23 protein-coding genes are annotated in these 23,648 nt (G+C 33.3%); 11 read left to right on the top strand and 12 right to left on the bottom strand.

Going from position 1 to position 23,648, the window contains the following annotated elements; all coding sequences use genetic code 11:
* Positions 1-36: 36 nt before the first annotated feature.
* The 5 genes from M2326_RS02045 to ruvC all read right to left on the bottom strand — a co-directional run bounded on the left by M2326_RS02045 (position 37) and on the right by ruvC (position 5,188).
* Positions 37-2,334, bottom strand: a complete 2,298-nt coding sequence (locus M2326_RS02045) for a PAS domain-containing protein (protein WP_264617890.1) — start codon at positions 2,332-2,334, stop codon at positions 37-39.
* A gap of 58 nt (positions 2,335-2,392) precedes the next feature.
* Positions 2,393-2,806 (bottom strand): response regulator, encoded by a 414-nt coding sequence (locus M2326_RS02040; protein WP_264617889.1) that lies wholly within the window; start codon positions 2,804-2,806, stop codon positions 2,393-2,395.
* 118 nt (positions 2,807-2,924) lie between these two features.
* Positions 2,925-3,290 carry an MmcQ/YjbR family DNA-binding protein gene (locus M2326_RS02035; protein WP_264617888.1) on the bottom strand — a complete coding sequence of 122 codons (366 nt, stop codon included), beginning with the start codon at positions 3,288-3,290 and terminating at the stop codon, positions 2,925-2,927.
* A gap of 153 nt (positions 3,291-3,443) precedes the next feature.
* On the bottom strand, positions 3,444-4,583 hold the full coding sequence (gene hemW / locus M2326_RS02030; RefSeq protein ID WP_264617887.1) for a radical SAM family heme chaperone HemW: 1,140 nt from the start codon (positions 4,581-4,583) through the stop codon (positions 3,444-3,446).
* Positions 4,584-4,633: 50 nt separating this feature from the next.
* Complete coding sequence (gene ruvC / locus M2326_RS02025) at positions 4,634-5,188, bottom strand: crossover junction endodeoxyribonuclease RuvC (protein ID WP_108739433.1); 555 nt, start codon at positions 5,186-5,188, stop codon at positions 4,634-4,636.
* Between the two features lie 55 nt (positions 5,189-5,243).
* On the opposite strand from ruvC, the gene M2326_RS02020 reads away from it, so the two are divergent.
* A complete protein-coding gene (locus M2326_RS02020) occupies positions 5,244-6,200 on the top strand; it encodes a hypothetical protein (RefSeq protein WP_264617886.1) in 957 nt (318 codons plus the stop codon).
* A 21-nt stretch (positions 6,201-6,221) separates the two neighbouring features.
* Positions 6,222-7,307: a glycosyltransferase family 2 protein gene (locus tag M2326_RS02015; RefSeq protein WP_264617885.1), complete on the top strand. Its 1,086-nt coding sequence runs from the start codon at positions 6,222-6,224 to the stop codon at positions 7,305-7,307.
* Here M2326_RS02015 and M2326_RS02010 read toward each other — a convergent pair.
* From M2326_RS02010 to ahcY, 4 genes are all read right to left on the bottom strand, one after another.
* A complete protein-coding gene (locus M2326_RS02010) occupies positions 7,297-8,016 on the bottom strand; it encodes a DUF4184 family protein (protein ID WP_264617884.1) in 720 nt (239 codons plus the stop codon). The two genes, M2326_RS02015 and M2326_RS02010, sit on opposite strands and share 11 nt — an antisense overlap.
* A 484-nt stretch (positions 8,017-8,500) precedes the next feature.
* Entirely contained in the window at positions 8,501-8,977 is a 477-nt protein-coding gene (locus tag M2326_RS02005) for a hypothetical protein (RefSeq protein ID WP_264617883.1), read from the bottom strand.
* 316 nt (positions 8,978-9,293) lie between these two features.
* A complete protein-coding gene (locus tag M2326_RS02000) occupies positions 9,294-9,869 on the bottom strand; it encodes a hypothetical protein (protein ID WP_264617882.1) in 576 nt (191 codons plus the stop codon).
* A gap of 359 nt (positions 9,870-10,228) precedes the next feature.
* Positions 10,229-11,545 (bottom strand): adenosylhomocysteinase, encoded by a 1,317-nt coding sequence (gene ahcY, locus M2326_RS01995; protein ID WP_264617881.1) that lies wholly within the window; start codon positions 11,543-11,545, stop codon positions 10,229-10,231.
* A 251-nt stretch (positions 11,546-11,796) separates the two neighbouring features.
* Here ahcY and M2326_RS01990 point away from each other — a divergent pair, with 251 nt between their 5' ends.
* Positions 11,797-12,438, top strand: coding sequence for a 4'-phosphopantetheinyl transferase family protein (locus M2326_RS01990; protein WP_264617880.1), 642 nt, complete (start codon positions 11,797-11,799; stop codon positions 12,436-12,438).
* A gap of 421 nt (positions 12,439-12,859) precedes the next feature.
* Here the strand turns inward: M2326_RS01990 and M2326_RS01985 are convergent, their stop codons facing one another.
* Positions 12,860-13,252 (bottom strand): group III truncated hemoglobin, encoded by a 393-nt coding sequence (locus M2326_RS01985; RefSeq protein WP_264617879.1) that lies wholly within the window; start codon positions 13,250-13,252, stop codon positions 12,860-12,862.
* Between the two features lie 158 nt (positions 13,253-13,410).
* On the opposite strand from M2326_RS01985, the gene M2326_RS01980 reads away from it, so the two are divergent.
* The 5 genes from M2326_RS01980 (at position 13,411) to M2326_RS01960 (ending at position 19,339) form a co-directional block, all read left to right on the top strand.
* Positions 13,411-14,166, top strand: a complete 756-nt coding sequence (locus tag M2326_RS01980; protein WP_264617878.1) for a phosphoglycerol geranylgeranyltransferase — start codon at positions 13,411-13,413, stop codon at positions 14,164-14,166.
* A complete protein-coding gene (gene pnuC, locus M2326_RS01975; RefSeq protein ID WP_264617877.1) occupies positions 14,166-14,777 on the top strand; it encodes a nicotinamide riboside transporter PnuC in 612 nt (203 codons plus the stop codon). The genes M2326_RS01980 and pnuC overlap by 1 nt, the downstream gene beginning before the upstream one ends.
* 91 nt (positions 14,778-14,868) lie before the next feature.
* Positions 14,869-16,449 (top strand): DUF4301 family protein, encoded by a 1,581-nt coding sequence (locus M2326_RS01970; RefSeq protein WP_264617876.1) that lies wholly within the window; start codon positions 14,869-14,871, stop codon positions 16,447-16,449.
* A gap of 3 nt (positions 16,450-16,452) precedes the next feature.
* A complete protein-coding gene (arfB, locus tag M2326_RS01965) occupies positions 16,453-16,854 on the top strand; it encodes an alternative ribosome rescue aminoacyl-tRNA hydrolase ArfB (protein WP_264617875.1) in 402 nt (133 codons plus the stop codon).
* Positions 16,855-17,131: 277 nt separating this feature from the next.
* Complete coding sequence (locus tag M2326_RS01960; protein ID WP_264617874.1) at positions 17,132-19,339, top strand: TonB-dependent receptor; 2,208 nt, start codon at positions 17,132-17,134, stop codon at positions 19,337-19,339.
* Between the two features lie 58 nt (positions 19,340-19,397).
* Here the strand turns inward: M2326_RS01960 and M2326_RS01955 are convergent, their stop codons facing one another.
* Positions 19,398-19,811 carry a Rieske (2Fe-2S) protein gene (locus M2326_RS01955; protein ID WP_264617873.1) on the bottom strand — a complete coding sequence of 138 codons (414 nt, stop codon included), beginning with the start codon at positions 19,809-19,811 and terminating at the stop codon, positions 19,398-19,400.
* A gap of 393 nt (positions 19,812-20,204) precedes the next feature.
* On the opposite strand from M2326_RS01955, the gene greA reads away from it, so the two are divergent.
* From greA to M2326_RS01940, 3 genes are all read left to right on the top strand, one after another.
* Positions 20,205-20,681 carry a transcription elongation factor GreA gene (gene greA / locus M2326_RS01950; RefSeq protein ID WP_264617872.1) on the top strand — a complete coding sequence of 159 codons (477 nt, stop codon included), beginning with the start codon at positions 20,205-20,207 and terminating at the stop codon, positions 20,679-20,681.
* Between the two features lie 77 nt (positions 20,682-20,758).
* Entirely contained in the window at positions 20,759-21,148 is a 390-nt protein-coding gene (locus tag M2326_RS01945; protein WP_264617871.1) for an HIT family protein, read from the top strand.
* A 10-nt stretch (positions 21,149-21,158) separates the two neighbouring features.
* Entirely contained in the window at positions 21,159-22,331 is a 1,173-nt protein-coding gene (locus M2326_RS01940; RefSeq protein WP_264617870.1) for a transglutaminase domain-containing protein, read from the top strand.
* On the opposite strand, the gene M2326_RS01935 is transcribed toward M2326_RS01940, so the two are convergent.
* Positions 22,328-23,476 carry a sensor histidine kinase gene (locus M2326_RS01935; RefSeq protein ID WP_264617869.1) on the bottom strand — a complete coding sequence of 383 codons (1,149 nt, stop codon included), beginning with the start codon at positions 23,474-23,476 and terminating at the stop codon, positions 22,328-22,330. The genes M2326_RS01940 and M2326_RS01935 overlap by 4 nt on opposite strands.
* Positions 23,477-23,648: the final 172 nt, after the last annotated feature.

Below are 23,648 nucleotides of genomic sequence, written 5' to 3'. Positions count from 1 at the left end.
GAGTTTATGTAAACTTAAAACACTGTTAATTTTGCGTTATTTATATAATTTAATAAAGAAAGTTGTCCCTACACTTACTTCACTTTCGAGCCATATTTGACCTTTGTAAAATAGCACTATTTTTTGGACAATTGAAAGTCCTAAACCTGTAGAATGTTTACTAGTGGTAAAAATTTTAAAAGTTTCGAATATTTTTGAATGAATCTCTTTTGGTATTCCCTCTCCATTATCTTTTACTGAGAAGATACAACAGTCATCAAATTCTTCTGAAGATATTTCGACCAAACCTTTCTCTTTATCAATATAATTTACAGCATTACCAATTAAATTTTGAAACAACTGCTGAATTCGAAAACGATCCGCTTTAATAATAGGCATTGGGTTCTTGATTAGGACCTGTATGTGATCTGGAATATGGATAATATCAATTATAGTAGATACGATATCGTTTGTGTTTACACTTTCGCTTCTAGTTTCCTCCTTGTCAATTTTTGAATAAGTTAAAATACCTTCAATTAAATGGTCCATTTTTTCGACCTTACTTTCAATTAAGGAAAAATACTTAGTGGTGTCATTTGTGAAATTACCTTCGTTTTCATCCTTAATCCAAGTAATTAATGAATTGATACTTCGTAAAGGAGATTTTAAATCGTGAGAAACAATCTGAGCGTATTCCTCTAATTCTTTATTCGTTTTAGCCAAATCGTTAATTAAACCTTCCTTTTGTTGTTCTAGCATTTTTTGAGATGTAATATCTTCTTCAATGGCAAAAAACTTAGTAATATTGCCCTTTTTGTCATACAGAGCTTGCCCTTGTAAACGTACCCAATATTTTCTTTTATCTTTTGAGTAATTAATTATTTCACATTTAAACGGTAATCCTTTGGATAGTTGCTCCGACAAGTAAGCAATTGTTTCTGGGGCTGATTCTTTACCCTGTAGTAAAACACCTGGATTTTGGTTCAAAACTTCCTCTTCGGCATATCCGGACATTTTTAAGAAACTACTGTTTACCCACTCAATTCTACCCTTGGCATCACAGATTATTACGGCATTTATATTTTTTTGTGCAATTAACGATAGTAGATACAACTGTTCTTTTTGCTCTTTTTGTTCGGTGATATCCAAATGAATCCCGATAGAACCAATTATTTCACCATGTATATTATAATTGGGTGCCCCACTAATAAGCCATGTTTTACTATCTCTATTCTTATTAAGTGCTTTTACTTCATAAGAGTCTGTAATTCCTTTAGTACGCATTATTTGTTTAGATTCCAAAATTTCTTTGCTTTCAGTATCTATTAATAGTGTTTTGGCTCTGTTACCTAGTAGTTCCTCAAGAGAGTATCCACTCATTTCTATAAAACTGAGGTTAGCTAAAGTAATATTATCGTCTAAATCTACTTCTAGTAACCCCAAATTCATATTAGCAATAATACTACGGTATTTTTCTTTTTCTATCTCTAAACTTTCATCATATTTTTTTTTAAGTGAAATATCTTCTAAGATTGCAAAATACTGTGTTACGTTTCCTTTTTTGTCATATATTGGCTGTCCTTTTACTCTAGACCAGAAGGGTAAATCATTTTTTTTAGCATGTAACAATTCTACTTCAAAAGAATCGCCCGCGTAAAAAGAATTGACCATTTTTGTGATTTCCGCTTTATCTGTATCCTTAATTCTACCAATTTGGATGGGTGTTTTACCTATGATTTCTGGTCTAGAATGGCCTGTCAAAGAGAGGAAAGCATCGTTGCACCAACTGATGGTCCCGTCCAGGGTCGTAAATACTACACCATTAATGTTTGCACTGGCTACATAAGAAAGTCTATTCAACTCTTCTTGATCCTTTTTGAATTGATTTTTTTGAGAATTAATAGTTGCAAGCATTTCGGTTAATTGCTTGGAAGTGTTCTCAACCTTATTAACAAACTGTAGTAAATCAAATGTTGAATTGTGGTGAGCAAAATCCTTTTTTGACAACCCGGCCTCATTAACCTCATTCATCGAAGTAAACCACGGTGCCCCTACAAATAAAAGCGTATCTTCAATATGTTCAAACTGACCTCTTAATGTTAGTTTAGTTTGAATATGTTCAATTACTACGTCTTTGTTTGTGTAATTTGTTATTTTGTCAAATAAAATTAAATGTATTCTAGGCTGTCGGATTATAAATTCTGAATTGAAAAGTGATTTTTCTTGGAGGTTTAAGCAATGTTTTCTAAGACTTTTACCAAAACTCAAAACTTCCATTTTTGAATTTATTTGGATATAAAAAGGGAATAATCTATTAAAACTATCTTCATCAAAATTCAATTTTAATCCTGCCATCTTTTTAAAATTTAGATAAATTTATTTAAAATCGAATAAGAATGCCAATTAAAGTTACCTAATTTGTAATTAACTCATTCAAACTCCAGTACTCGACGAGTTTGGTGATTCTCTCTACATAATCCTCATATTTTAATGGTTTGATAACATATCCCGCAATACCGATACGGTAACATTCCAATAAATCCTTTTGATGGTTTGAGGTAGACAATATGATAATGGGTATGTATTTTAAGTACTCATCTGCTTTCAAAATACCTAGGAACTCAATTCCATTGATTTTAGGCATATTTAAATCCAGAACAATAATATCTGGAACTATGTCTTTGGTTTTTAAAATTTCAATTGCTTCTTCACCATTATTTGCTTCTATGATTTTATGATTTAATTTTAATTTGCTCACCACACGATTGAATTTCATTACTTCAATTTCATCGTCTTCTATTAAAAGTATGTTTAAAGCCTTGTTCATTGAATTTGAATATCAGTTTGGATTTAAAGATACTTATATATTTTAAAGGCAGTAAATCTATTCGCTGCTTTTTTTATCCTGCTAGGTGAGACGTTAAAATGTATCGACCAATGGAAAACTATAAATTTTGAAGCTCATTTCGAAGTTTTTTGGTTAGACTTCCTATAACAAGCTCATACGAATGATCTATTAATTCTTTCACTAGAACATCTTGTACTTCTTGATTGATCGCAATCGTGTTCCAGTGCACCTTACTCATGTGATATCCAGGTACGATAGAATCATATTCTGCGCGTAACTCTTGTGCACGCTCTGGATTACACTTTAGGTTGACCTTAGGTATTTCTTGCTCCCATTGACTTAATGAACTTAATGCAAACATTTTTCCTCCTACTTTAAAAACCAACGTGTTTTCGTCAAATGGAAAGTGCTCGGTTACACCTTTTTTGGATAGGCAATATTCATAATAATTTTCTAAATTCATAACGATATTAGTTTAAACTTAAGATATAATGAAAGAGAAAAGTTCATAATCATTTTTTATAAAGGTAAGATACAAAGAAGTTACTTGAAATTAGGAGGAATTGAAACAGATTACTTTTGAATATAATAACGCTAACCATTCTGATCATCGTATTTATACTAGATAAAACAAATCACTCGCAATTCCATCCGTTAGGAATTTTCCTTTTTGTGTTGGTTTTAGAATATCATTTTCTATAAAAAGTAAATCATCAGATAAGAATTTCTGAGAATGTTTTTTCAAATACTCAAAATAACTTGATCCAAATTCGGTTTCAACCCGTTCTAATGAAACACCCCAAATCGTTCGCAATCCAGTCATAACATATTCATTGTAACGGTCTGCAGTGGATAGAATTTCCGCTTCACTAGGTAGCGCATCATTTTGAATAGATTTGAGATATAATCCATTATTAGCGATATTCCAACTGCGCAATTTACCGTCATAACTGTGAGCGGAAGGACCAACACCTATATATTTTTTACCCAACCAATAGCTAGAATTGTTTTTCGAAAAATAATTTTCTTTACCAAAATTAGAGAGTTCGTAATGGATAAAATTATTTTTCTCTAAGGTGTCGACCAAAATCATAAAGTGCTCTTGAGCCACTGCATCACTAGGTTCGGCAACCTGACCGGTTTCTATCAATTTCTTGAGCGCCGTTTTGGGCTCTACAGTTAAAGCATAACTAGATATGTGCGGAATGCCAAAACTCAAAGCCGTTTCAATATTTTGTCGCCATTTATTGTTGGTCATTCCTGGGACACCATAAATCAAATCAAGTGAAATATTATCAAAGTATTGTGTGGCTACTGCCAGACATTTGATGGCTTCTTCTGAATTGTGTGCACGATTCATCATCTTCAAATCATCTTCAAAAAACGACTGAACACCAATACTTAGTCTATTAATTTTACTTTTCGAAAAAGCTATAATTCGTTCTTCAGATAGATCATCCGGATTGGCTTCTAGAGTGATTTCGGGATTATCGACAACAGCATAGTTTGCATAAACTGTTTCAATTAAAAAATTTATCTCATCTAAACTCAAAACGGAAGGTGTTCCTCCTCCAAAATAAATGGTTTCAACCTTCGACAATTCGTCCTTATTTTGCCCCTCATTTTTGCGCAACCGAATTTCTTTGGCAATAGCCAAAACCATTTCGTCTTTCTTTTTCATAGAAGTCGAAAAATGAAAGTCGCAATAATTACAAGCCTGCTTGCAAAAAGGGATGTGGATATAGATTCCGGACATTTTTTTTAGTGTTCAGTTATAGTCGCAGTTTTCAGTACAAGGACCGAAAACTATTTTTTTACACGAGATTCATTATTTTTCACAAAAGCATCCCAACCAGAATAGCTTTTTTCGCCAATGACTTTTCCTGAATTGAAAAAGTGACAAACCGCAGCTGCCAATCCATCGGTTGAATCGAGGTTTTTGGGTAGTTCTTTCAAACCCAAGAGTTGTTGTAGCATTTTGGCGACTTGTTCTTTGCTGGCATTTCCGTTACCGGTTACTGCCATTTTTATCTTCTTAGGTTCGTATTCTGTGATCGGAATATCTCTCGAAAGTCCCGCGGCCATAGCCACACCTTGTGCGCGACCTAGTTTCAGCATCGACTGCACATTTTTACCAAAAAAAGGAGCTTCAATAGCAATTTCGTCTGGATTATGTGTGTCAATCAATTCGATCGTACGTTCAAAAATTATCTTCAGTTTTTGATAGTGATTGTCGTATTTTGAAAGTTGCAATTCATTGAGTTGCACAAATTCCATTTTTTTATTAATCACGCGAATGATTCCAAAACCCATGATTGTGGTTCCGGGATCAATCCCTAATATGATGCGTTCGTTTGCCAAAAGTTTTGTTTCAAGTTTAACGTTTCAAAGTACAAAGTTTTGTTTCTTTGCCCTAATGATTTCGATTCCTCACAAAACTAAGCAATTCCTTGTACTTCTAGTCAAACTTTTGATTGTAGGCGGTGCTTTTTATTTTATTTATAGTCAGCTTGCAAACAATGACAAACTTGATTGGCATCAATTTATTACTATTTTCAACAAGAACAAATCGATTACAGGCGTTGGCTTTATTTTGCTATTGAGTATTTTAAATCGCTATTTCGAAATCTTGAAATGGAAGAATCTCGCATCCTATATTCGACCAATATCAACCTTAGAATCGACCAAACAAGTTTTGGCTGCTTTGACCGCTGGTGTTTTTACTCCAAATGGCGTGGGCGAATATGCGGGTAAAGCGCTGTATTTTGACAAAAGTGATACCAAGCAAGTAATTTTTCTAAATCTCATTTGTAACGGAATCCAAATGGTATTAACCGTTATTTTTGGTTTTTTTGGCTTGTTTTATTTTAATTATAAATTTCAAGTTCTTCCAACCCAAACTGTACTTTTTATCCTGCTAGGATTTATTAGTTTGGTAGTTGTTTTATTTTCGATAAAAAAAATCACTCTAAAAGGCTATTCAATAGAAAAATTGGTAGCCAAAATAAATGCTATTCCTGAAGGAATTCACCGTCGCAATATCTTTTTGGGCTGTTGCCGCTACTTCGTTTTTTCGCATCAATATTACTTTTTATTTTTAGGCTTTGATGTGGACTTGCCGTACCTAACCTTGATGGCAGCGGTAACGAGTGTCTACTTTTTAGCTTCTAGCTTGCCTAGTTTTCAGTTTTTAGAATTTGCGGTAAAAGGTAGTGTTGCATTATACTTTTTTGGTGTTTTGGGCGTGAATGAGTGGATTATTATTTTTGTATCCACATTAATGTGGTTTTTAAATGTTGTGATCCCTGTTATTTTGGGTAGTTTTTATGTGCTAAATTTCAAGACCAAAATTCCTAGCGACAGCATAACATAACAGACAATCCTTTCGAAAAAAATGATGCTACTACTTACTATCATACTCCTTTTATATGGTCTTTCTATTTTAGGACTTATTTATGGCTTTTCGAAAGTAAAAACATACACTAGTTCATATTCGATACCAAAAACAAAATTCAGTATTCTGGTTCCTTTTCGAAATGAAGCCAAAAATCTACCTCAACTATTAGAAAGCCTTACAAAGTTGGACTACCCGACTGATTTATTTGAACTTATTTTAATTGATGACGAATCAGAGGAAAAATTCGTGATTCAGGATTTTGGATTCAGGATTAAAGTGGTACAAAATAATCGAGTTTCGAATTCCCCTAAAAAAGACGCGATTACTACAGCAATGCAAATTGTAAAAACAGATTGGATTATTACTACTGATGCCGATTGTATTGTACCCCAAAAATGGCTGTCTACCCTAGATGATTACATTCAAAATCATAACGTAGAGATGCTTGCAGGAGCGGTGCGTTATGAGTGTGGGAATTCGTTTTTACACCATTTTCAGCAATTGGACTTGGCTAGTTTACAAGGAGCAACAATAGGTAGCTTTGGTCTAAACAAAGGTTTTATGTGTAACGGAGCAAACTTTGCTTATTCAAAATCTTTTTTTGTAGCACTAAATGGATTCGAAGGAAATGACGCAATTGCTAGTGGTGACGATGTTTTTTTACTCCAAAAAGCTATTGCCCATGCGCCCGAAAGTGTTCAGTATTTAAAATCGAAAAACACGACAATCACAACAAATCCAGTAGACAATTGGCAAGCGCTTTTTTACCAAAGAGTTCGCTGGGCAGCCAAGACAACTGCCTATAAAAGTCAGTTTGGTAAAGGATTGGGAATCGTTGTTTTTTTGGGCAACCTAACAATCATTCTTCTGCTCTTTTTTATGCATTATCAAACAGCATTATTTTTAATTGGAATAAAAATAGCTATCGACGCAGGATTGATTTTAAAATCGAATCGCTTTTTAAGCTTAACTACTCGTTACCTAGTTCTCAGTAGTGTATTGTACCCGTTTTGGGCTGTGACGGTGGCACTTTACAGTGTTTTTGGGTCGTATGAATGGAAAGGGCGTACGTTTAAGCAATAGCTTTTGACCGACCGAAGAGCAAGCCAGATACCACAAGCCCACAAACAAAGGATGCTAGTAAAACCACCAAATATATTTGAACTTGTGCCACTTCAATCATTCCTTTTGTCCATCGCCAATAAAAAATAGCAGCTGTAACAATTGCCGTTGTCAACCAATACCAAACGTTTATCTTAGAGAAATTTTGCTTGACTACAGGTAACTTATAAAAACAGTACATCATGTAAAGCATACCGCCAATAGAAACAAAACGATACACATACATAAATAGTGAAATGCCAAAAAACGATTTACTATACGCATCGTACCGCATAACAAAATACCCATTGTTGTGTGTTAAAGAATCTAGTACAAGATGTGTGAAAGCTCCAAAAACATAAGAGAGTAACACCACCGGTACATTCCGTTTAAAATAGAACAACCAATCTGTATGTAACAACTCTTGTGTTCTTGATTGAAAAAATTTAGGTAAATTATGAATTAGTACCTTCTTTATAATTAAATGAAAGACAAAAAGGAGCAAGAATGCATACAAGAAATCTATTGTAAAAACGCCTTTTAAAGTATGACTGTATTTACTATCTAAATTCATGTTGAAAAAGTACACTAAATCTGGAGCGACAGAACCAACTATAAGCCCCGAAATAGAAACTTTTCTACTTTTGAAAAATGGCAGTACAGCCGCAGCATGTGAAAATGTAAAAGGCATTTTGGTGCTTTAAAGATTAATTATGTAAAAACTTTTTTATTGCATTTAAAACAGATATAGTTTAGATTTTATATTAAACCTTCAATGTTTTAGAATACAAAGATTAAATTTCTAATTAATAATCAAAGCTACTTTAACTAATTATTTCATTTTTAATGCTATTTTATTAAGTATTATATTTATTTTTTAGGTTGGTAACTATAGTTTGAACTGCAATTAGAGCAGAGTAGCCATGTGTTTTAGGGTGAAAAAGAAGATAAATCTGTTGAAGAACCTTTTTAAACACAAAAAAAGTAAGGATAAAATTAACAGGTTCAAGGCTAATTCAACTATAAAAATACTAAAAGCTATTATTGCTTTTGCTTTACATTTTCATTCGAGAAAAAAATCCAAATCGGGCGAAAAAAGGCCATTAGGTAACGTGGATTTAGAAATATTTTTGTTTTTAAGAAATGGCATAATAACAACCGCATCCGTAAATAGATTACTCAATTTTTAGAATAACAGGTAAAACAAATTGCGTCTTAACTGGTATTCCGCGTTTGATAGCAGGACTTACTTTTGGAAATCCAACCAATCTACGTTTTAAAATACTATCAATTTTAATGCGGTCATAAGTAACGGAGTCTTTGGGGAATAAAGGCTCAAACTGAATTCTAGAATTAGGAAATATGGTTACTTTGACCTCAATAGTATCTAGTTCTGGATATAGGGTAGAAAGGGTGTCTATGCGTATTTTTTCTTGTATTAACTCGGTTAAAAACTGGAAAAAACACTGTTGGCGCTCGGTTTTACCTTCAATTTTATTACAATCTACAAAAGAGGGGTATTCGTCCACTTCTTTCCAATTTATAGACTTCAATTCCTTTTGCAGTAATTCTTTTTCCGAGGGAACTGATTTGTCAAAATACTGACAGGAATTAAAAAATAAAATAACGAATAAAAGTGTGTAATACTTCAAGGTTTTGAATTTCGATTAGACTTAGTATCGGATAAAAATACAATTATTTTATTAGTAAAAAATTGAATAAGGTTACTTTTTTTACTTGTCTCTATCTTTGAGTGTGGGATCTGTCTTTATAATTAAAATCGGTATGAATTTTAAACTATGATAATGGGTATGAATTTATGTGGAATTGTTATCTTGAAGAAGTACAAATCTATCTGGGTACTTTTCAATAATTTGCCTTATAAAAGGGGTAGTTGTGTAAGTCTAAAATTAAAGCTAGATTTTGTTGTTGATGAAAAATCTAGCTTTAATAAATAATAGGTGTTGTTTATTTCATTTTTAATTTGTCAACAGCACCATTGTAACCTGTTTTAGCATTTTCTTTTGCATCGGCAGCAGATTTAGCAGCATCTTCCTTGGCCGCTGCTGCTGCTTTATCTACATTTTCTTTTGCAGTAGTTGCAGATTTCACCACGTTTTCCTTAGCAGTTGTAGCGCTGTTAACAGCATCAGTTTTTGCGGTATTAATCGCAGCTTTGGCATTAGTTACAGACTCGTTAATGTCTTCTTTTGTTTTTGCAGCAGCAGCATCTATTTTTTCACTTGTTTCTTCAAGGTTTTCTTTTAAGTCAGTACCCATTTCTGCTGCTTTGCTTTTCGCTTCTTCCCAGGAATTTTTTGCATTATCTACAGCTTCTTGAGCTGTAGCTGTAGCTTCTGCATCTCCACTTTTCTTAGCTTCCTCTAATTTAAGGACAGCATCATTATAAGCAGTTTCTAGTGTTGTAGTGTCTGCTGTTTCAGTTGTTCCAATTTCAGTTGAAACCTCTTCGGTTGTTTCTTTTTTACATGATGTAGCAAAAATTAATGCTACAACCGCCATACTTAAGATGATTTTTTTCATTGTATTTGTTTTAATTTAATAATTACATTTCGTCTTGCAAAATTTGTGCCAGAGATTGTGTGATTAAATTTACAAATAAAATCAATTACCAAGCTGCTTGTTATCAGTTATTTGATTTTTTTTTGTATAGGATTTAGATTTAAAAGTTAATTGTTGTTTTCTAATAAATTTAAAATGAACGGTGATTTAAAAAAAAACCCTCATTTCCAGTGCTTTAGGATAATGAGGGTTTCTATAAATCGTTAATCAACAATCAAAAATAAATTTCAATGGCAATTTCAAAAATCAAATAATCTTCTTGAGCCAAATCTGAAATCAATCCCGAAGGGTCGGGACGTTAATCAACAATCAAATATTATTTAGTATCTGTAGTATTCCGGTTTGTATGGACCATCAACACCAACACCGATATAGGCTGCTTGCTCTTCAGAAAGAGTTTCAAGTTCAACACCTAATTTAGCAAGGTGTAACATCGCTACTTTTTCGTCAAGAATTTTTGGTAACATGTACACTTCATTTTTGTAAGCAGCACTGTTTTTCCACAATTCGATTTGAGCCAAAGTTTGGTTAGTAAATGAGTTACTCATTACAAAACTTGGGTGACCTGTAGCGCAACCAAGGTTTACCAAACGACCTTCAGCCAAAAGGATGATGTCTTTACCGTTGATAGTATATTTGTCAACCTGAGGTTTGATTTCAATTTTTGAAGCACCGTGGTTTTGGTTCAACCAAGCAACAGCGATTTCGTTATCAAAATGTCCAATGTTACAAACGATAGTTTTATCTTTCATTTGCTCAAAGTGACTTCCTTTGATGATATCTTTATTTCCAGTCGTCGTAATGATGATATCAGCATTAGCAACAACAGTGTTTAATTTTTTAACTTCAAAACCGTCCATTGCAGCTTGTAAAGCACAAATTGGGTCAATTTCAGTAACTGTAACAATAGAACCAGCACCTCTAAAAGAAGCTGCAGTACCTTTACCTACATCACCGTAACCACAAACGATTACTCTTTTTCCAGCCAACATAATGTCAGTCGCACGACGAACTGCATCAACTGCAGATTCTTTACAACCGTATTTGTTATCAAATTTAGATTTAGTTACCGAGTCATTTACATTGATAGCTGGCATTGGCAATGTTCCTGCTTTCATTCTTTCGTATAATCTGTGAACTCCAGTAGTAGTTTCTTCAGATAATCCTTTGATTCCAGGAACCAATTCAGGGAAACGGTCAATAACCATATTTGTTAAATCTCCACCGTCATCAAGAATCATATTCAATGGTTTTTTATCTTCACCAAAGAATAATGTTTGCTCAATACACCAGTCAAAATCTGCATCGTTCAAACCTTTCCAAGCATAAACCTGAATTCCAGCAGCAGCAATTGCAGCAGCAGCTTGATCTTGAGTTGAGAAAATATTACAAGATGACCAAGTAACTTCAGCACCAAGAGCGATCAAAGTTTCAATCAAAACCGCTGTTTGAATAGTCATGTGCAAACATCCTGCAATACGAGCTCCTTTAAGAGGTTGTTCGTCTTTGTACTCAGAACGAAGTGCCATTAAACCTGGCATTTCAGCTTCTGCTAATTCAATTTCTTTTCTTCCCCAAGCCGCTAGAGAAATATCTTTTACTTTGAAAGCCACATAAGGCATAGTCGATGTACTCATTTATAGTATATTTGTAATTATAAAATTCGATGCAAATTTACATAATAAGTTATGATTTAAAAAGGATTAGTAAACATTTATGAATTGTTTACAAGTCTAAGTTTTTAAAAACCAGCAAAATAAAAAAAATTTCATCTAATTATTTAGGAGCTATTTCCCGCTATCCGCTTCAATCTTGTGGGGGCATAATGCCCGCCCCCACAAGGATTTACGCTACTATCGGGGCTAAAAAAACCAGCAAAACCAACAAAATGCCGTTATTCAAAAACTTTTTTTTCGATTCTCAAACCCAAATTCTCGTTTGGAAAATCACTGAAACCTACGAGCAGCTTTTCTCCGAAGTAGTGTTGAACATGAAAAACCGCGAACGCCTAATCGGAATGAAGTCAGAACTACATCAACGTGGATTTTTGAGTGTTCGTAAACTCCTTCAAGAAGCAGGTTATAATGATTTAGACTTGTACTATGATGAGTTTGGGAAACCACATCTCGAAGATGATAAATACATTTCTATCACCCATTCTCATGAGTTTTCGGCAATTATCATCAGCAATAGATCCGTTGGAATTGATATTGAATTGCACCGAGAAAAAATAATTAGAATTGCAGATAAATTTATTACATCTGAAGTGAAATTCCTGTCTATTGAGGATGTAAACGAGTACATTCAAAAACTAACAGTAATTTGGGGTGCCAAAGAAGCAATATTTAAAATCCAAAACGAAAAAGGAATCAGTTTTAAAGACCATATTCAAGTATTACCTTTTGATTTACAAGAAATAAAGACCACTGCTAACCTTAATTTTGGAGACATTCAAAAACAATTTGATGTTTATTACGAAGCCGTGGAGAATTTCGGTCTAGTCTATGCTTTTGAGAAAGAGTGGTTCTAAGTTACGAGTTAAAGGTTCGAGACGCAAAACTTATGTATCACGATTTTTCTTATACCTTTAAATGTTTTTGAGCTTCAATCTGTCCGTCTGAGCTTGTCTAAGATCACGCCAACCGAGCAATTTTTGGATACAAAGACTACATTGTTAAATTATAACATTTTTAGGCTGCACTTTCTTCATCTAATCTTGTCAAAGACTGCACCAAATGAGCACTTTAGCAATGTTATTTTTTCATGTTTTTAACTACAATAATCATTTGTTTAATAGAGAGAATTTCATACCCCAATCTGTCCATCTGAGCTTGTCGAAGACCTGCCGACCCACCACTTTTTGGATATCATAAATAATTACATTTTAAGTTCGAAAACCTATATACTTTTAAATCTCTTGTAGGTTTAATGCTTTTGTATCTCTGCAAAACTTAACTACGACTATTAAACATTCCCATATAGATAAAAGTCCCCATTTTTCTAGCCCTACGTTTCAATATATCTACATTTTCGCCTTCAAAAAGTTCGTCCAAAGTTTGTGCCCAATGGTTTAGCCAAATACCAAATTCATTCGGGCCAATTTTGCCTCCAAAATGCTTGTCCACGTTTACGTGTGCTTCTAGCGGATTGCCTTTATAAAATTTATTACCAAAAAGATTCATCTCCCAGAAATCGGTCAATTTATCCAAGTGTTCGTCCCAATCATTAATCATTTCGTTAAAATAGAAACCAATTTCTTGATCTGCTCTTATTTTATCATAGAAAGTACGAACAAGTAGTGATATGTCTTCTCTGTTGGTAATGTCTTTTAGCTCTTTTTTCATTATAATTTATTTAAGGAAGAGATCCGTTGACACAAAGGTAGCTTTATAATTAAAGTCATTATATGATTATAATCATGTCTTATAAAATAGAAATAGATTAAAGTCATTTGAAAAACGCTGTAAATCTTTTAGAAAAAAACCGCTACTTTTACAACCAGATGCAAAAGAACAACAAGATATACCAAGAAATATTAGAATGTAAATTTACTAAAAAGAAGTTGTTAGTCATATTGTTAGATCCAGACAAAATTGTTTGGGATACCCTAGATTCACTTTCTGATAAAATAAATTATTCTCCTGCAACCCATGTGTTTATTGGAGGAAGCCTAGTTACATCCAAAAGAATTGATGAATTGATTATTCGATTAAAACAAAAAGTTAGTTTGCCAATCATTTTGTTTCCAGGAGATCCTTCGCAAATATCTAATGAGGCAGATGGAATATTATTTCTCTCGTTACTTTCTGGCCGCAACCCAGATTTTTTGATTGAACACCAAGTAAAAGCAGCACCGTTTTTGAAAAAAACCCAACTCGAAATTATTCCAACTGGTTATGTTTTGATAGAAAGTGGTACAAAAACAGCAGTCGAAAAAGTAAGTAAAACCAAGCCTTTGAATCGTAGTGATTATGATATTGTTCTAGCGACAGCATTGGCTGGCGAAATGTTAGGAAATAAATTGATTTATTTAGAAGCAGGAAGTGGAGCAGAGCAGTCTGTTCCTCTTGAAATGGTTCGGTTGGTGGCAGATAATATTGAAATTCCTTTAATCGTAGGAGGTGGAATCACGTCTATGGACGAAATAAAGATCATGTATGAAGTAGGTGCAGATGTGGTTGTTATTGGGACAGCCTTTGAAAAGGATAGTTGTTTTTTTGAATATCCCCCTCAATTTGATAATTATAAAATTATATAATGTTAGACTTTTTTTTAGATGCATATCAAGATACACCACAGTATCAAATAATATTAGAATTTATAGCATTCGTTTGTGGTATTTGGAGCGTACTATTGGCCAGAAAAGAAAATATATTAGTCTATCCCATTGGATTAATAGCAACAGTGATTACCATGTTTTTGCTATTTGTCGCTGGTTATTTGGGAGACATGTTAATTAATGCTTATTTTAGTGTGATGAGCATTTATGGTTGGTATAAATGGTCTGCAAAAGGTAGAGCTGGAGCCGTTTTGCCAATTTCGAGGACTAATAGAAAAGAAAAAATAGTTGGTTTCTTGCTTTTTGGCTTAACAATTGCTGTAGTGTACGCAGTTTACGCGGTTTTTGATTACAAAATTCATTGGGACAATTATATCGACATCTTTACATCTGGATTATTTTTTACGGGAATGTGGTTCATGGCCAATAAAAAAATTGAAAATTGGACATTGTGGATTGTTGGAGATGCAATTGCAGCTCCTTTATATGGATATAGAGGCTTAGGAATGTTGTCATTACAATATTTGATTTTTACAGGATTGGCGGTAGTTGCTTATCTTGAGTGGAAAAAAATAATAAAAAGTGAGTAGCGTATTTTGAATACAATACAATAAAATGTTAAATTTGAATTATTATTTAAGAAAGGTATTTCGTAAATAAAATTATAAAGATAAAATTAAGATGGAAGATAGTAAGATAGATTTGGCTGAGTTAGGTTTTTCGGAAGCAGATGGTAAACAACTTGAGGCACACGGAATTTCGTTAGAAAACGTTGAAAAACAACTAGATTTTTTTAAAAATGGTATTGCTAAAACGAATCTTGTAGAACCTGCTAGATTAGGTAACGGTATCATTGATTTATCAGATGCTGATTTTGAAAATCGGGCATTATTTTTTGATGCGAATAAAACTAATCTTAAACTTCTAAAATTTGTTCCAGCATCTGGTGCTGCTACTAGAATGTTTAAATTCTTGAATACATTTTTGAATAAGTTTGATGTCGAAAAAGATTCCATCAATGCTTATGTCAATCGTTACATGGCTTACGATATTGCTATTTTTATTGTAGGTATGGATAAGTTTCCGTTTTATGATGAGGTGTATGCTAAGTTGAAAGAAGTTTATCCTGATTTTAGATCATTTACGAGAGATAAAAAAAATTACTCTTTTATCAAAATGTTAATGTCTCCAGACTATTTTGATTATTCAAATAAGCCAAAAGGAATTTTACCTTTTCATGTTTATTTAAACAATATTGCAACTCCAATTGAAGAACATTTATACGAATGTGGTTATTATTCAAGCGTAAATGGAATTTCGAACCTGCATTTTACAGTTTCCGAAGATCATAAGTCGTCATTTGAAGGCATTATTAATACCATTAAACATTTGGTTGAGAGAGAAACACAGACATCTGTAGATGTATCGTATTCTTTTCAAAATAAAAGCACAGACACTATTGCTGTCGATATGAACGATGAGCCTTTTAGAGATAATGTAGGTCAGTTGGTGTTTAGACCAGGTGGACATGGAGCTTTGATTGATAATTTAAATCAATTTGATGCAGATATAGTTTTTATTAAAAACATTGACAATGTCATTCTTCATAATAATGAAAATGTCGCCTTGTATAAAAAAGCACTTGCCGGGATTTTACTGGATGTGCAACAAGGCGTTTTTGGTTATCTAAAACAAATTGAAAATGGAGAACTGACGGAAGATCAGATTCCAGAAGTTGTTGCATTTTTCAAGGAGAAGCTAAACCGCGATATGGGAATTAATTTTTACGATTTCACTTTTAAAAGTCAATTGAAATCAATCAAAAAAGCCTTGGACAGACCAATGCGTGTATGCGGAATGGTGAAGAACGAAGGAGAGCCGGGTGGAGGCCCTTTTTGGGTTCGAAATGAAAAAAACGAAATCTCATTGCAAATTGTGGAGTCTACACAAGTGGATCTTGGGAGCCGAAAGCAATCGAATATTCTTCAAGAGGCGACACATTTTAATCCTGTAGATTTGGTTTGTGTAATCAAAAACTTCAAAGGAGAGAAATTTGACTTGAATAAGTTTGTGGATCATAATAGTGGATTTATTGTAGAGAAAAATATTGGAGGTAAACCAATCAAAGCCTACGAACTTCCAGGTTTATGGAATGGTGCTATGGCAGAATGGTTGACTATTTTTGTTCAAGTACCTTTGGTTACATTTAATCCGGTAAAAACAGTCAACGATTTGTTGAAAGAAGCGCATCAAAGACCTTAAATAATGGATGTTCAAAAAATAATAGCAGAGCTGCAGTTCAAAGCAGTACGAAGTAGTGGGGCAGGGGGGCAAAATGTAAACAAAGTCTCTTCAAAAGTTATTTTGACTTTTGATTTAAATCAGTCACAAGCACTTACAGAAAGAGAAAAAACGCTATTGGAATCGAAGTTGCAATCTAGACTGACGGCTGAGAATATATTGATGTTGCAATGTGATGAAGACCGTTCGCAACTAAAAAATAAAAGCATCGTTATCAAACGTTTTTTGAAAATTATTGAACAAGGGCTAATTATACCTAAGATTAGAAAAGTGACCAGAATACCCAAATCTGCTATTAGGAAGCGGATTAAAGATAAGAAAAACACATCAGAAATAAAGAAAACTAGAAAGACGCCAGAGCATTGATGCTCTGGTTTTTAGTTTTCTTTATTTTTTAATTAAGAAAAAATTAAGAAAAAAGTTTTTTTGAACGGTTTCTTTTTTACCTTTGCGCCGTCTCAAAGGGGTGCTTTAATTCTGAAAACAATCCAGAAGGTTAGGCTGAGATTATACCCAACGAACCTGGACGAGTAATGTTGTCAAGGGAAAAAGTTTTGTCAAATACTAATGTAGTTGATGAATAAGTGTGAAAAAGCAATTAATAATTGAATAATTGCCCCTTTTATTCGTAATATTTTTACGAATGATTACAAAGTTTATTTCTTCTTGCCTCAAAGGCACAAGGGCACAAAGTAAGCCTTTAGTATTATCTGTTATCTGTTATCTGTTCTCTTTTTTTTCTTTCGCTCAAGTAAAAGATTCTACCAATCTGAATAAACTAGATGAGGTGTTGATTTCGGCTATTCGTGTCAATGATAAAACACCCATGAGTTTTAGTAATTTAGACAAGAAAGATATTGCACCTCGAAATCTAGGACAGGATATTCCAATTTTGATGAATTATATGCCTTCTGTGGTAACGACTAGTGATGCTGGTACTGGTGTGGGGTATACAGGAATCCGAGTGCGTGGTAGTGATGCGACTCGTGTGAATGTAACAATCAACGGAATTCCGTATAATGATTCAGAAAGTCATGGTACTTTTTGGGTAAATATGCCGGATTTTGCTTCATCAGTTCAAAGTTTGCAATTGCAACGTGGTGTAGGGACATCGACTAATGGTGCCGGAGCTTTTGGTGCTAGTTTAAATATGTTGACCGATAATTATGCAAAAGCAAGCAATGGTGAGGTTTCCAATTCTTACGGAAGTTTCAATACTCAAAAACATACTGTTAAATTTAGTACTGGATTAATGAATGATCACTTCGAACTAGCAGGACGTTTGTCAACTTTAAAATCGGATGGTTACGTTGATAGAGCAAGTTCTGATTTAAAATCTTATTTTTTACAAGGTACTTATATAGGGAATACAACTTTAATAAAGGCCTTAGTTTTTGGAGGTACCGAAAGAACATATCAATCTTGGAATGGGGTAGATGCTGCTACGTTAGCAACTGATAGAACTTATAACTCTTCTGGAGAAAAGTTTGATGATAAGGGTAATTTGCAAGGTTTTTATAATAATCAAGTAGATAACTATCAACAAGATCATGCACAATTACATTGGAATGAAAAAGTGTCTAAACATTGGAATACCAATTTAGCTTTTCATTATACCAAAGGGAAAGGGTATTATGAAGAGTTTGTTGACGATTATAAATATACTTCTATTTATTATGAAGATGATGCTCAATATTCCTTTTTAGGGTTAGATCCAATAACAGTAAATGGTAAGGTTATCAATTCGACTGATTACACTAGAAGAAAATGGTTAAATAATGATTTCTACGGAACTACTTTTTCTGCTAATTACAAAGAAGAGAACTTGGATGTAATTCTTGGAGGTGGAGTGAATCGTTATGAAGGAATGCATTATACAGAGCTTTTATGGCTTCAATACCCATCAAATAGTCAATATGGAGATTTAAGAGATGTCAATAAATCTACTAAAAACGATGCTAATTTTTTTGCTAAAGCAAATTATCAAATCACGGATAAAATTAGTTTTTATGGAGATCTTCAATTGCGTAATGTGCATTATAAAGCCAATAGTGTAGATACGGGACTTGTAAATGATAGTTTTAACTTTTTTAACCCAAAAGCAGGATTAAATTACGATTTAAATAAGTATAATAAATTTTATTTCTCCTATGCACGTGCGAATCGTGAGCCTAATCGCTCTGACTATAAAGGGGGGAGTGTAAAACCTGAGAAATTAAATGACTTTGAACTAGGATGGAGATTTGGAACATCCAAATCTAGTTTGAACGTGAATGGGTATTATATGGGTTATAAAGATCAACTTGTATTAACGGGTAAATTGGATAATGTAGGAAACCCTATTCGTAAAAATGTAGGGAAAAGCTATAGATTAGGGTTAGAGATAGATGCTAATTTTCTATTGAATAAAAAATGGAGTATTCGACCGAATATTACTTTAAGTGATAATAAAAATGTAAACTTTAATTTGGACAATGATGATGGTACAGTGACCAATTTAGGGAATACAGATATTGCATTTTCTCCCAAATTAATTGCTGGAAATAGTATTTCATATACTCCAATAGCCAATTTACAATTGAATTTGCTTTCTAAATTTGTTGGAAGTCAATTTTTGAATAACATTGAAGATCATCAAGGAGAGTTAGCGAATTACTTTGTTAATGATTTTAATGTGAGTTATACTATTTTTCCAAAATCAGTTTTCAAATCAATTACAATCAATGGTTTGCTTAATAATTTCTTAAACCGTTCGTATGTTTCAAATGGAGCCGATTATGGAGGTGGTTATGTTTACTATTACCCTCAAGCAGGTATAAATGTCTTAGTTGGAATGACATTAAAATTCTAGATTAACTACGAATAAAACTAAAAAAGCCCGAAAATATTATTTTCAGGCTTTTTTAGTTTTAATTGGTAACTCTTATAATAGCTCCATTTATTTCAACTCGATATTGTTTTAGAGGGTATTTTAATGTGCTAAGTCCAGAGAATAAGCTGTATTCTTCGTTATCGCAAGGACAAACGAGGTTAATTCCTTTGAGAGTCATGGTGGAGCAAGCGCTTAAAGATTGATTAGGACAAGCAGCATCAAAAGCATTGTAGCCACTTCCTGTATTGAATATGTAGATGCCTTTGGCGCCAACACCAGCATAATATATGGCATTACTTGCGAATGTTAACTTGGTGTAAGCAGGTAAATCTGTGTTGATGCTTAAGTTGATTGAATAGCTGGGGATATAGGGATTGTTATTGCTAATTCCATTGGTGGAACAGCTCGAAATAAATCCTAAAAAGAGTAGTGCAATAAGTATTTTTTTCATCTGTTTGTTTTGAACTTGGTTATGGTATTAACTCCAAATTTGATCATTCATTGTAGAGTTATTATATTTTATTTTAATAATTTGGTAGTATTACAAATAAAAAACATAGACAATGATTATCTTGTTGTTTAAATATGACGAAACCATTAGTCAAACAAATTTAATTTATTTAACTTTGATTCTAGTCGTAAAGCTATTTTTTATCAAATTAATTTATAAATCAACAGAGATTATTTAGCTAAGAGACCAAAAGAATATTAAAAAAATACCAACCAATCCGATGATATTAAATATTGAATCGGTATAATTTTTGACTAAGAAAAATAATACTATCTTTGTAAAAAGAAATCCCGTCCTGATGGGATTTTTTCTATTTATATAAACCATACAACTATGAGCGCAATATCTTATTATACAGCTGAAGGATTAAAAAAATTAAGAGAAGAGTTAGATTACTTGAAGTCGGTCATGCGTCCAAAAGCATCTGCTGATATTGCTGAAGCAAGAGATAAAGGTGATTTGTCTGAAAACGCAGAATATGATGCTGCCAAAGAAGCACAGGGAATGTTAGAAATGCGTATTTCAAAATTGGAAGAAGTACATTCGAATGCGCGTTTGATTGATGAAACAAATCTTGACTTATCTAAGGTATTGGTTTTGTCGAAAGTAAAAATTAAAAACCAAGCAAACGGAATGGAAATGAACTACACTCTTGTAGCTGAAAGTGAAGCCGATTTGAAAACAGGAAAAATCTCTGTAACTTCTCCAATTGGAAAAGGATTACTAGGGAAATCAGTAGGTGATGTAGCAGAAATTACTGTGCCTAACGGTACTATAAAATTTGAAATTGTAGAGATTTCTAGAGACTAAGTTCAAAAGACAATAATCAACCTCAATTGGTGAAATCAATTGGAATATTGGATGGTGCAAATTAAAAATAAAAAAAGATGAGTTCTATTTTTACTAAAATTATAAAGGGCGAAATTCCATGTTATAAAATTGCAGAAAACGATGATTATTTTGCTTTTTTGGATGTAAATCCAAATACCAAAGGACATACACTTTGTATACCTAAGGTTGAAGTAGATAAACTATTCGACTTAGACGAAGAGCATTATATGGGTTTAATGCATTTTTCTCGAAAAGTAGCTTTGGCTATAGAGAAAACGATTCCGTGTAATAGGATAGGGTTGTCTGTGATTGGACTAGAGGTCCCACATGCCCACGTACATCTTGTGCCTATAAGTAATATGGAGGATATGCGTTTTATATCGAAAGTGAAAATGACTAAAGAAGAGTTTGAAAGTTTGGCAGCAGCCATTCGGTCAAATTTATAAGAGGTAAAAAATGAAGCTTCAATTAATGGTACTCTGTTTTCTTGTTTCTTTTGGTGTTTTTTGTCAAATTAATCCAAAATATGATAGTGTAGATAAGAAAATGGCTGTTATTCCAGCCGATTTTATAACTACTACTGCAAAAATAGCCACTTATATCAATGCCAATTTTAAAACGGACGAAGATAAACTTCGAGCCGTTTTTTATTGGACGGCAACCAACATCAGCTATGATGTGAAAAATATGTTGGTCGATAATAGCCTCGAAACGAGTCAAGAAAAAATTAACAATACTTTGAAATCACACCAAGGTGTATGTATTCATTATGCAGAGGTTTTTCATGCCATCACTACCGATTTAAAAATAAAAAATTTCATTATTGATGGGATGGTAAAACAAGGAGATAAAGTGAATACTCTTGCACATGCATGGTGTGCAGTCGAGATGGATGGTAAATGGTTTCTGGCAGATCCTACTTGGGGTGCTGGTGGTATACAAAATGGTATTTTTGTCAAAAAACTAAATAATAGTTATTATAAGGTAGCGCCAAGTTTGATGGTGGAATCTCATCTTCCTTTTGACTATTTATGGCAATTTTCAGCTAGTCCGATTACTTTTGATACTTTTATTTCGAATAAAATAACAAAAACTGCTGCAAAAGTAAAGTTTGATTTTGAACAAGAAATTATTCGATACCAAACTTTATCAGAGATGGATCGTTTTTTCGAAGTCGTGCAACGAATCGAAAACAATGGGTATAAACTTCCCGTGGTTACTGCTTATTTAACAGTGATAAAGAAGAATGCATCTGCTGCCCGATTGAATTCAGGAGTTGATAAAATGAATCGCCTTGTAACAAATTACAATCAAGCCATTGTCTATTTGAATGATTTGGTTGTCTATCGAAATAAAAAATTTAATCCTATTATCTCAGATGAAGACTTGGTACTAAAAGCACGAGAATCCAAAGAAAAATTGACCAAATGTCAAGAGGATGTGTATGCTATAGGTGATGTTGGAGCTGAAAACAAAGTAGCTTTATCGACCTTAAAAAGACAAATTAATGATGCTTTGCACAACAGTGAAGAACAATATCAATTTGTGCAAGATTATTTAAAACATTCAAAAATAGGGAGAAAAATGATGTTTGGTAAATTGTCTTTGTTTGGTGTTGGAGCACATTAAATAGTAGTTTTGAAAGTGATTTGTATTGTGGTTCCCATTCCAATTTCGGACTTTAAAACTTTTATTTTTCCTTTATGGTATTCTTCTACAATCCTTTTTGTAAGTGATAATCCTAGTCCCCAACCTCTTTTTTTGGTAGTAAAACCTGGTTCGAATATAGTTTTGAATTGATTTTTTTGTATTCCGCTTCCAGAGTCGGATATGTTGATTTGCAGAACTCCTTTCTCTTCGATCATTTGTAGAGTCAATTTCCCACGTCCTTTCATGGCGTCAATCGCATTTTTGACCAAGTTTTCTACCGTCCAACTGTGTAATGTTGGGTTAATGTCGAGAAAAATTGCTTTTTTGGGAGCTTCAAAAGTAAATTCAATTTGTTTTGAAAAACGAGATTGCAAATAGGTATAAGCTTGATGCGTTTCTTCGATGATGTTTTTGTTTTCTAAGGTTGGCACTGACCCTACTTTAGAGAACCGTTCGGTGATGGTTTGTAGGCGTTGAATATCTTTTTCGATTTCCGTTGTAATACTTTCATCAACATCATCTGCTTTCAGTATTTCAACCCAACCGATTAAGGATGATAGCGGTGTCCCTATTTGGTGTGCCGTTTCCTTTGCCATTCCTGCCCACAATTTGTTTTGTGTGGCCGATTTGGTACTTTTGTAAAAATTATAAACGAGTAGCCCAAACAAAAAGATAATCAACAGGAGCGCAATAGGGTAATATTTAAGGTTGTTTAGTAATGCCGAATTACCATAATATAACTTTTGAAATTTCCCTGGTACATATTCAATTACAATAGGTTCGTTTTCTGTTTTTAATCGGGTCAAAATACGGTATGTCGCTTTGCTGTTCAATCCCAGGCTTTCGTCAATATTGACGGTATTAATAACAGTATCATTTTCGGTAAGGATAATAGGAATTGAGGAATTGTTGCTCAGGATTTCGAGAGGTAAGTTTACATCCGTATCTTCGTCCGCATTAATAAGTGTTTTTTGAGCACTGGCCCAAAGATTCATTTTTATGCGCTCCTCATTTTTGAAGGTTTGAAAAAATGTATAAGTGTTCCAGAGAATTAAGGACACAATCAAAAAAGAGATAAAAATAATAACCCAGCGAGTTGTGTTTCTTTTGTCAGAAAACTGCATACTTGAAATTTAAAGGTATAAATATAGTAAAATATACGTTGGAACATTACTTTGTGTATTTTGCTTTAAACCTTTTTGGATATCGTGGGTCATAGCTACACTTGTACTATTGTTTTTTATTATATAGTAGTAATAGAAACTCTTAATACTTGTTTTTATTTCAAATTTCACC

Source organism: Flavobacterium psychraerolatum, assembly GCF_025960985.1.
In the GTDB taxonomy this organism is placed as follows: Bacteria; Bacteroidota; Bacteroidia; order Flavobacteriales; family Flavobacteriaceae; genus Flavobacterium.
Note: the sequence above shows the minus strand (reverse complement) of the source record. Positions and strands in the feature narration are given on the sequence as shown.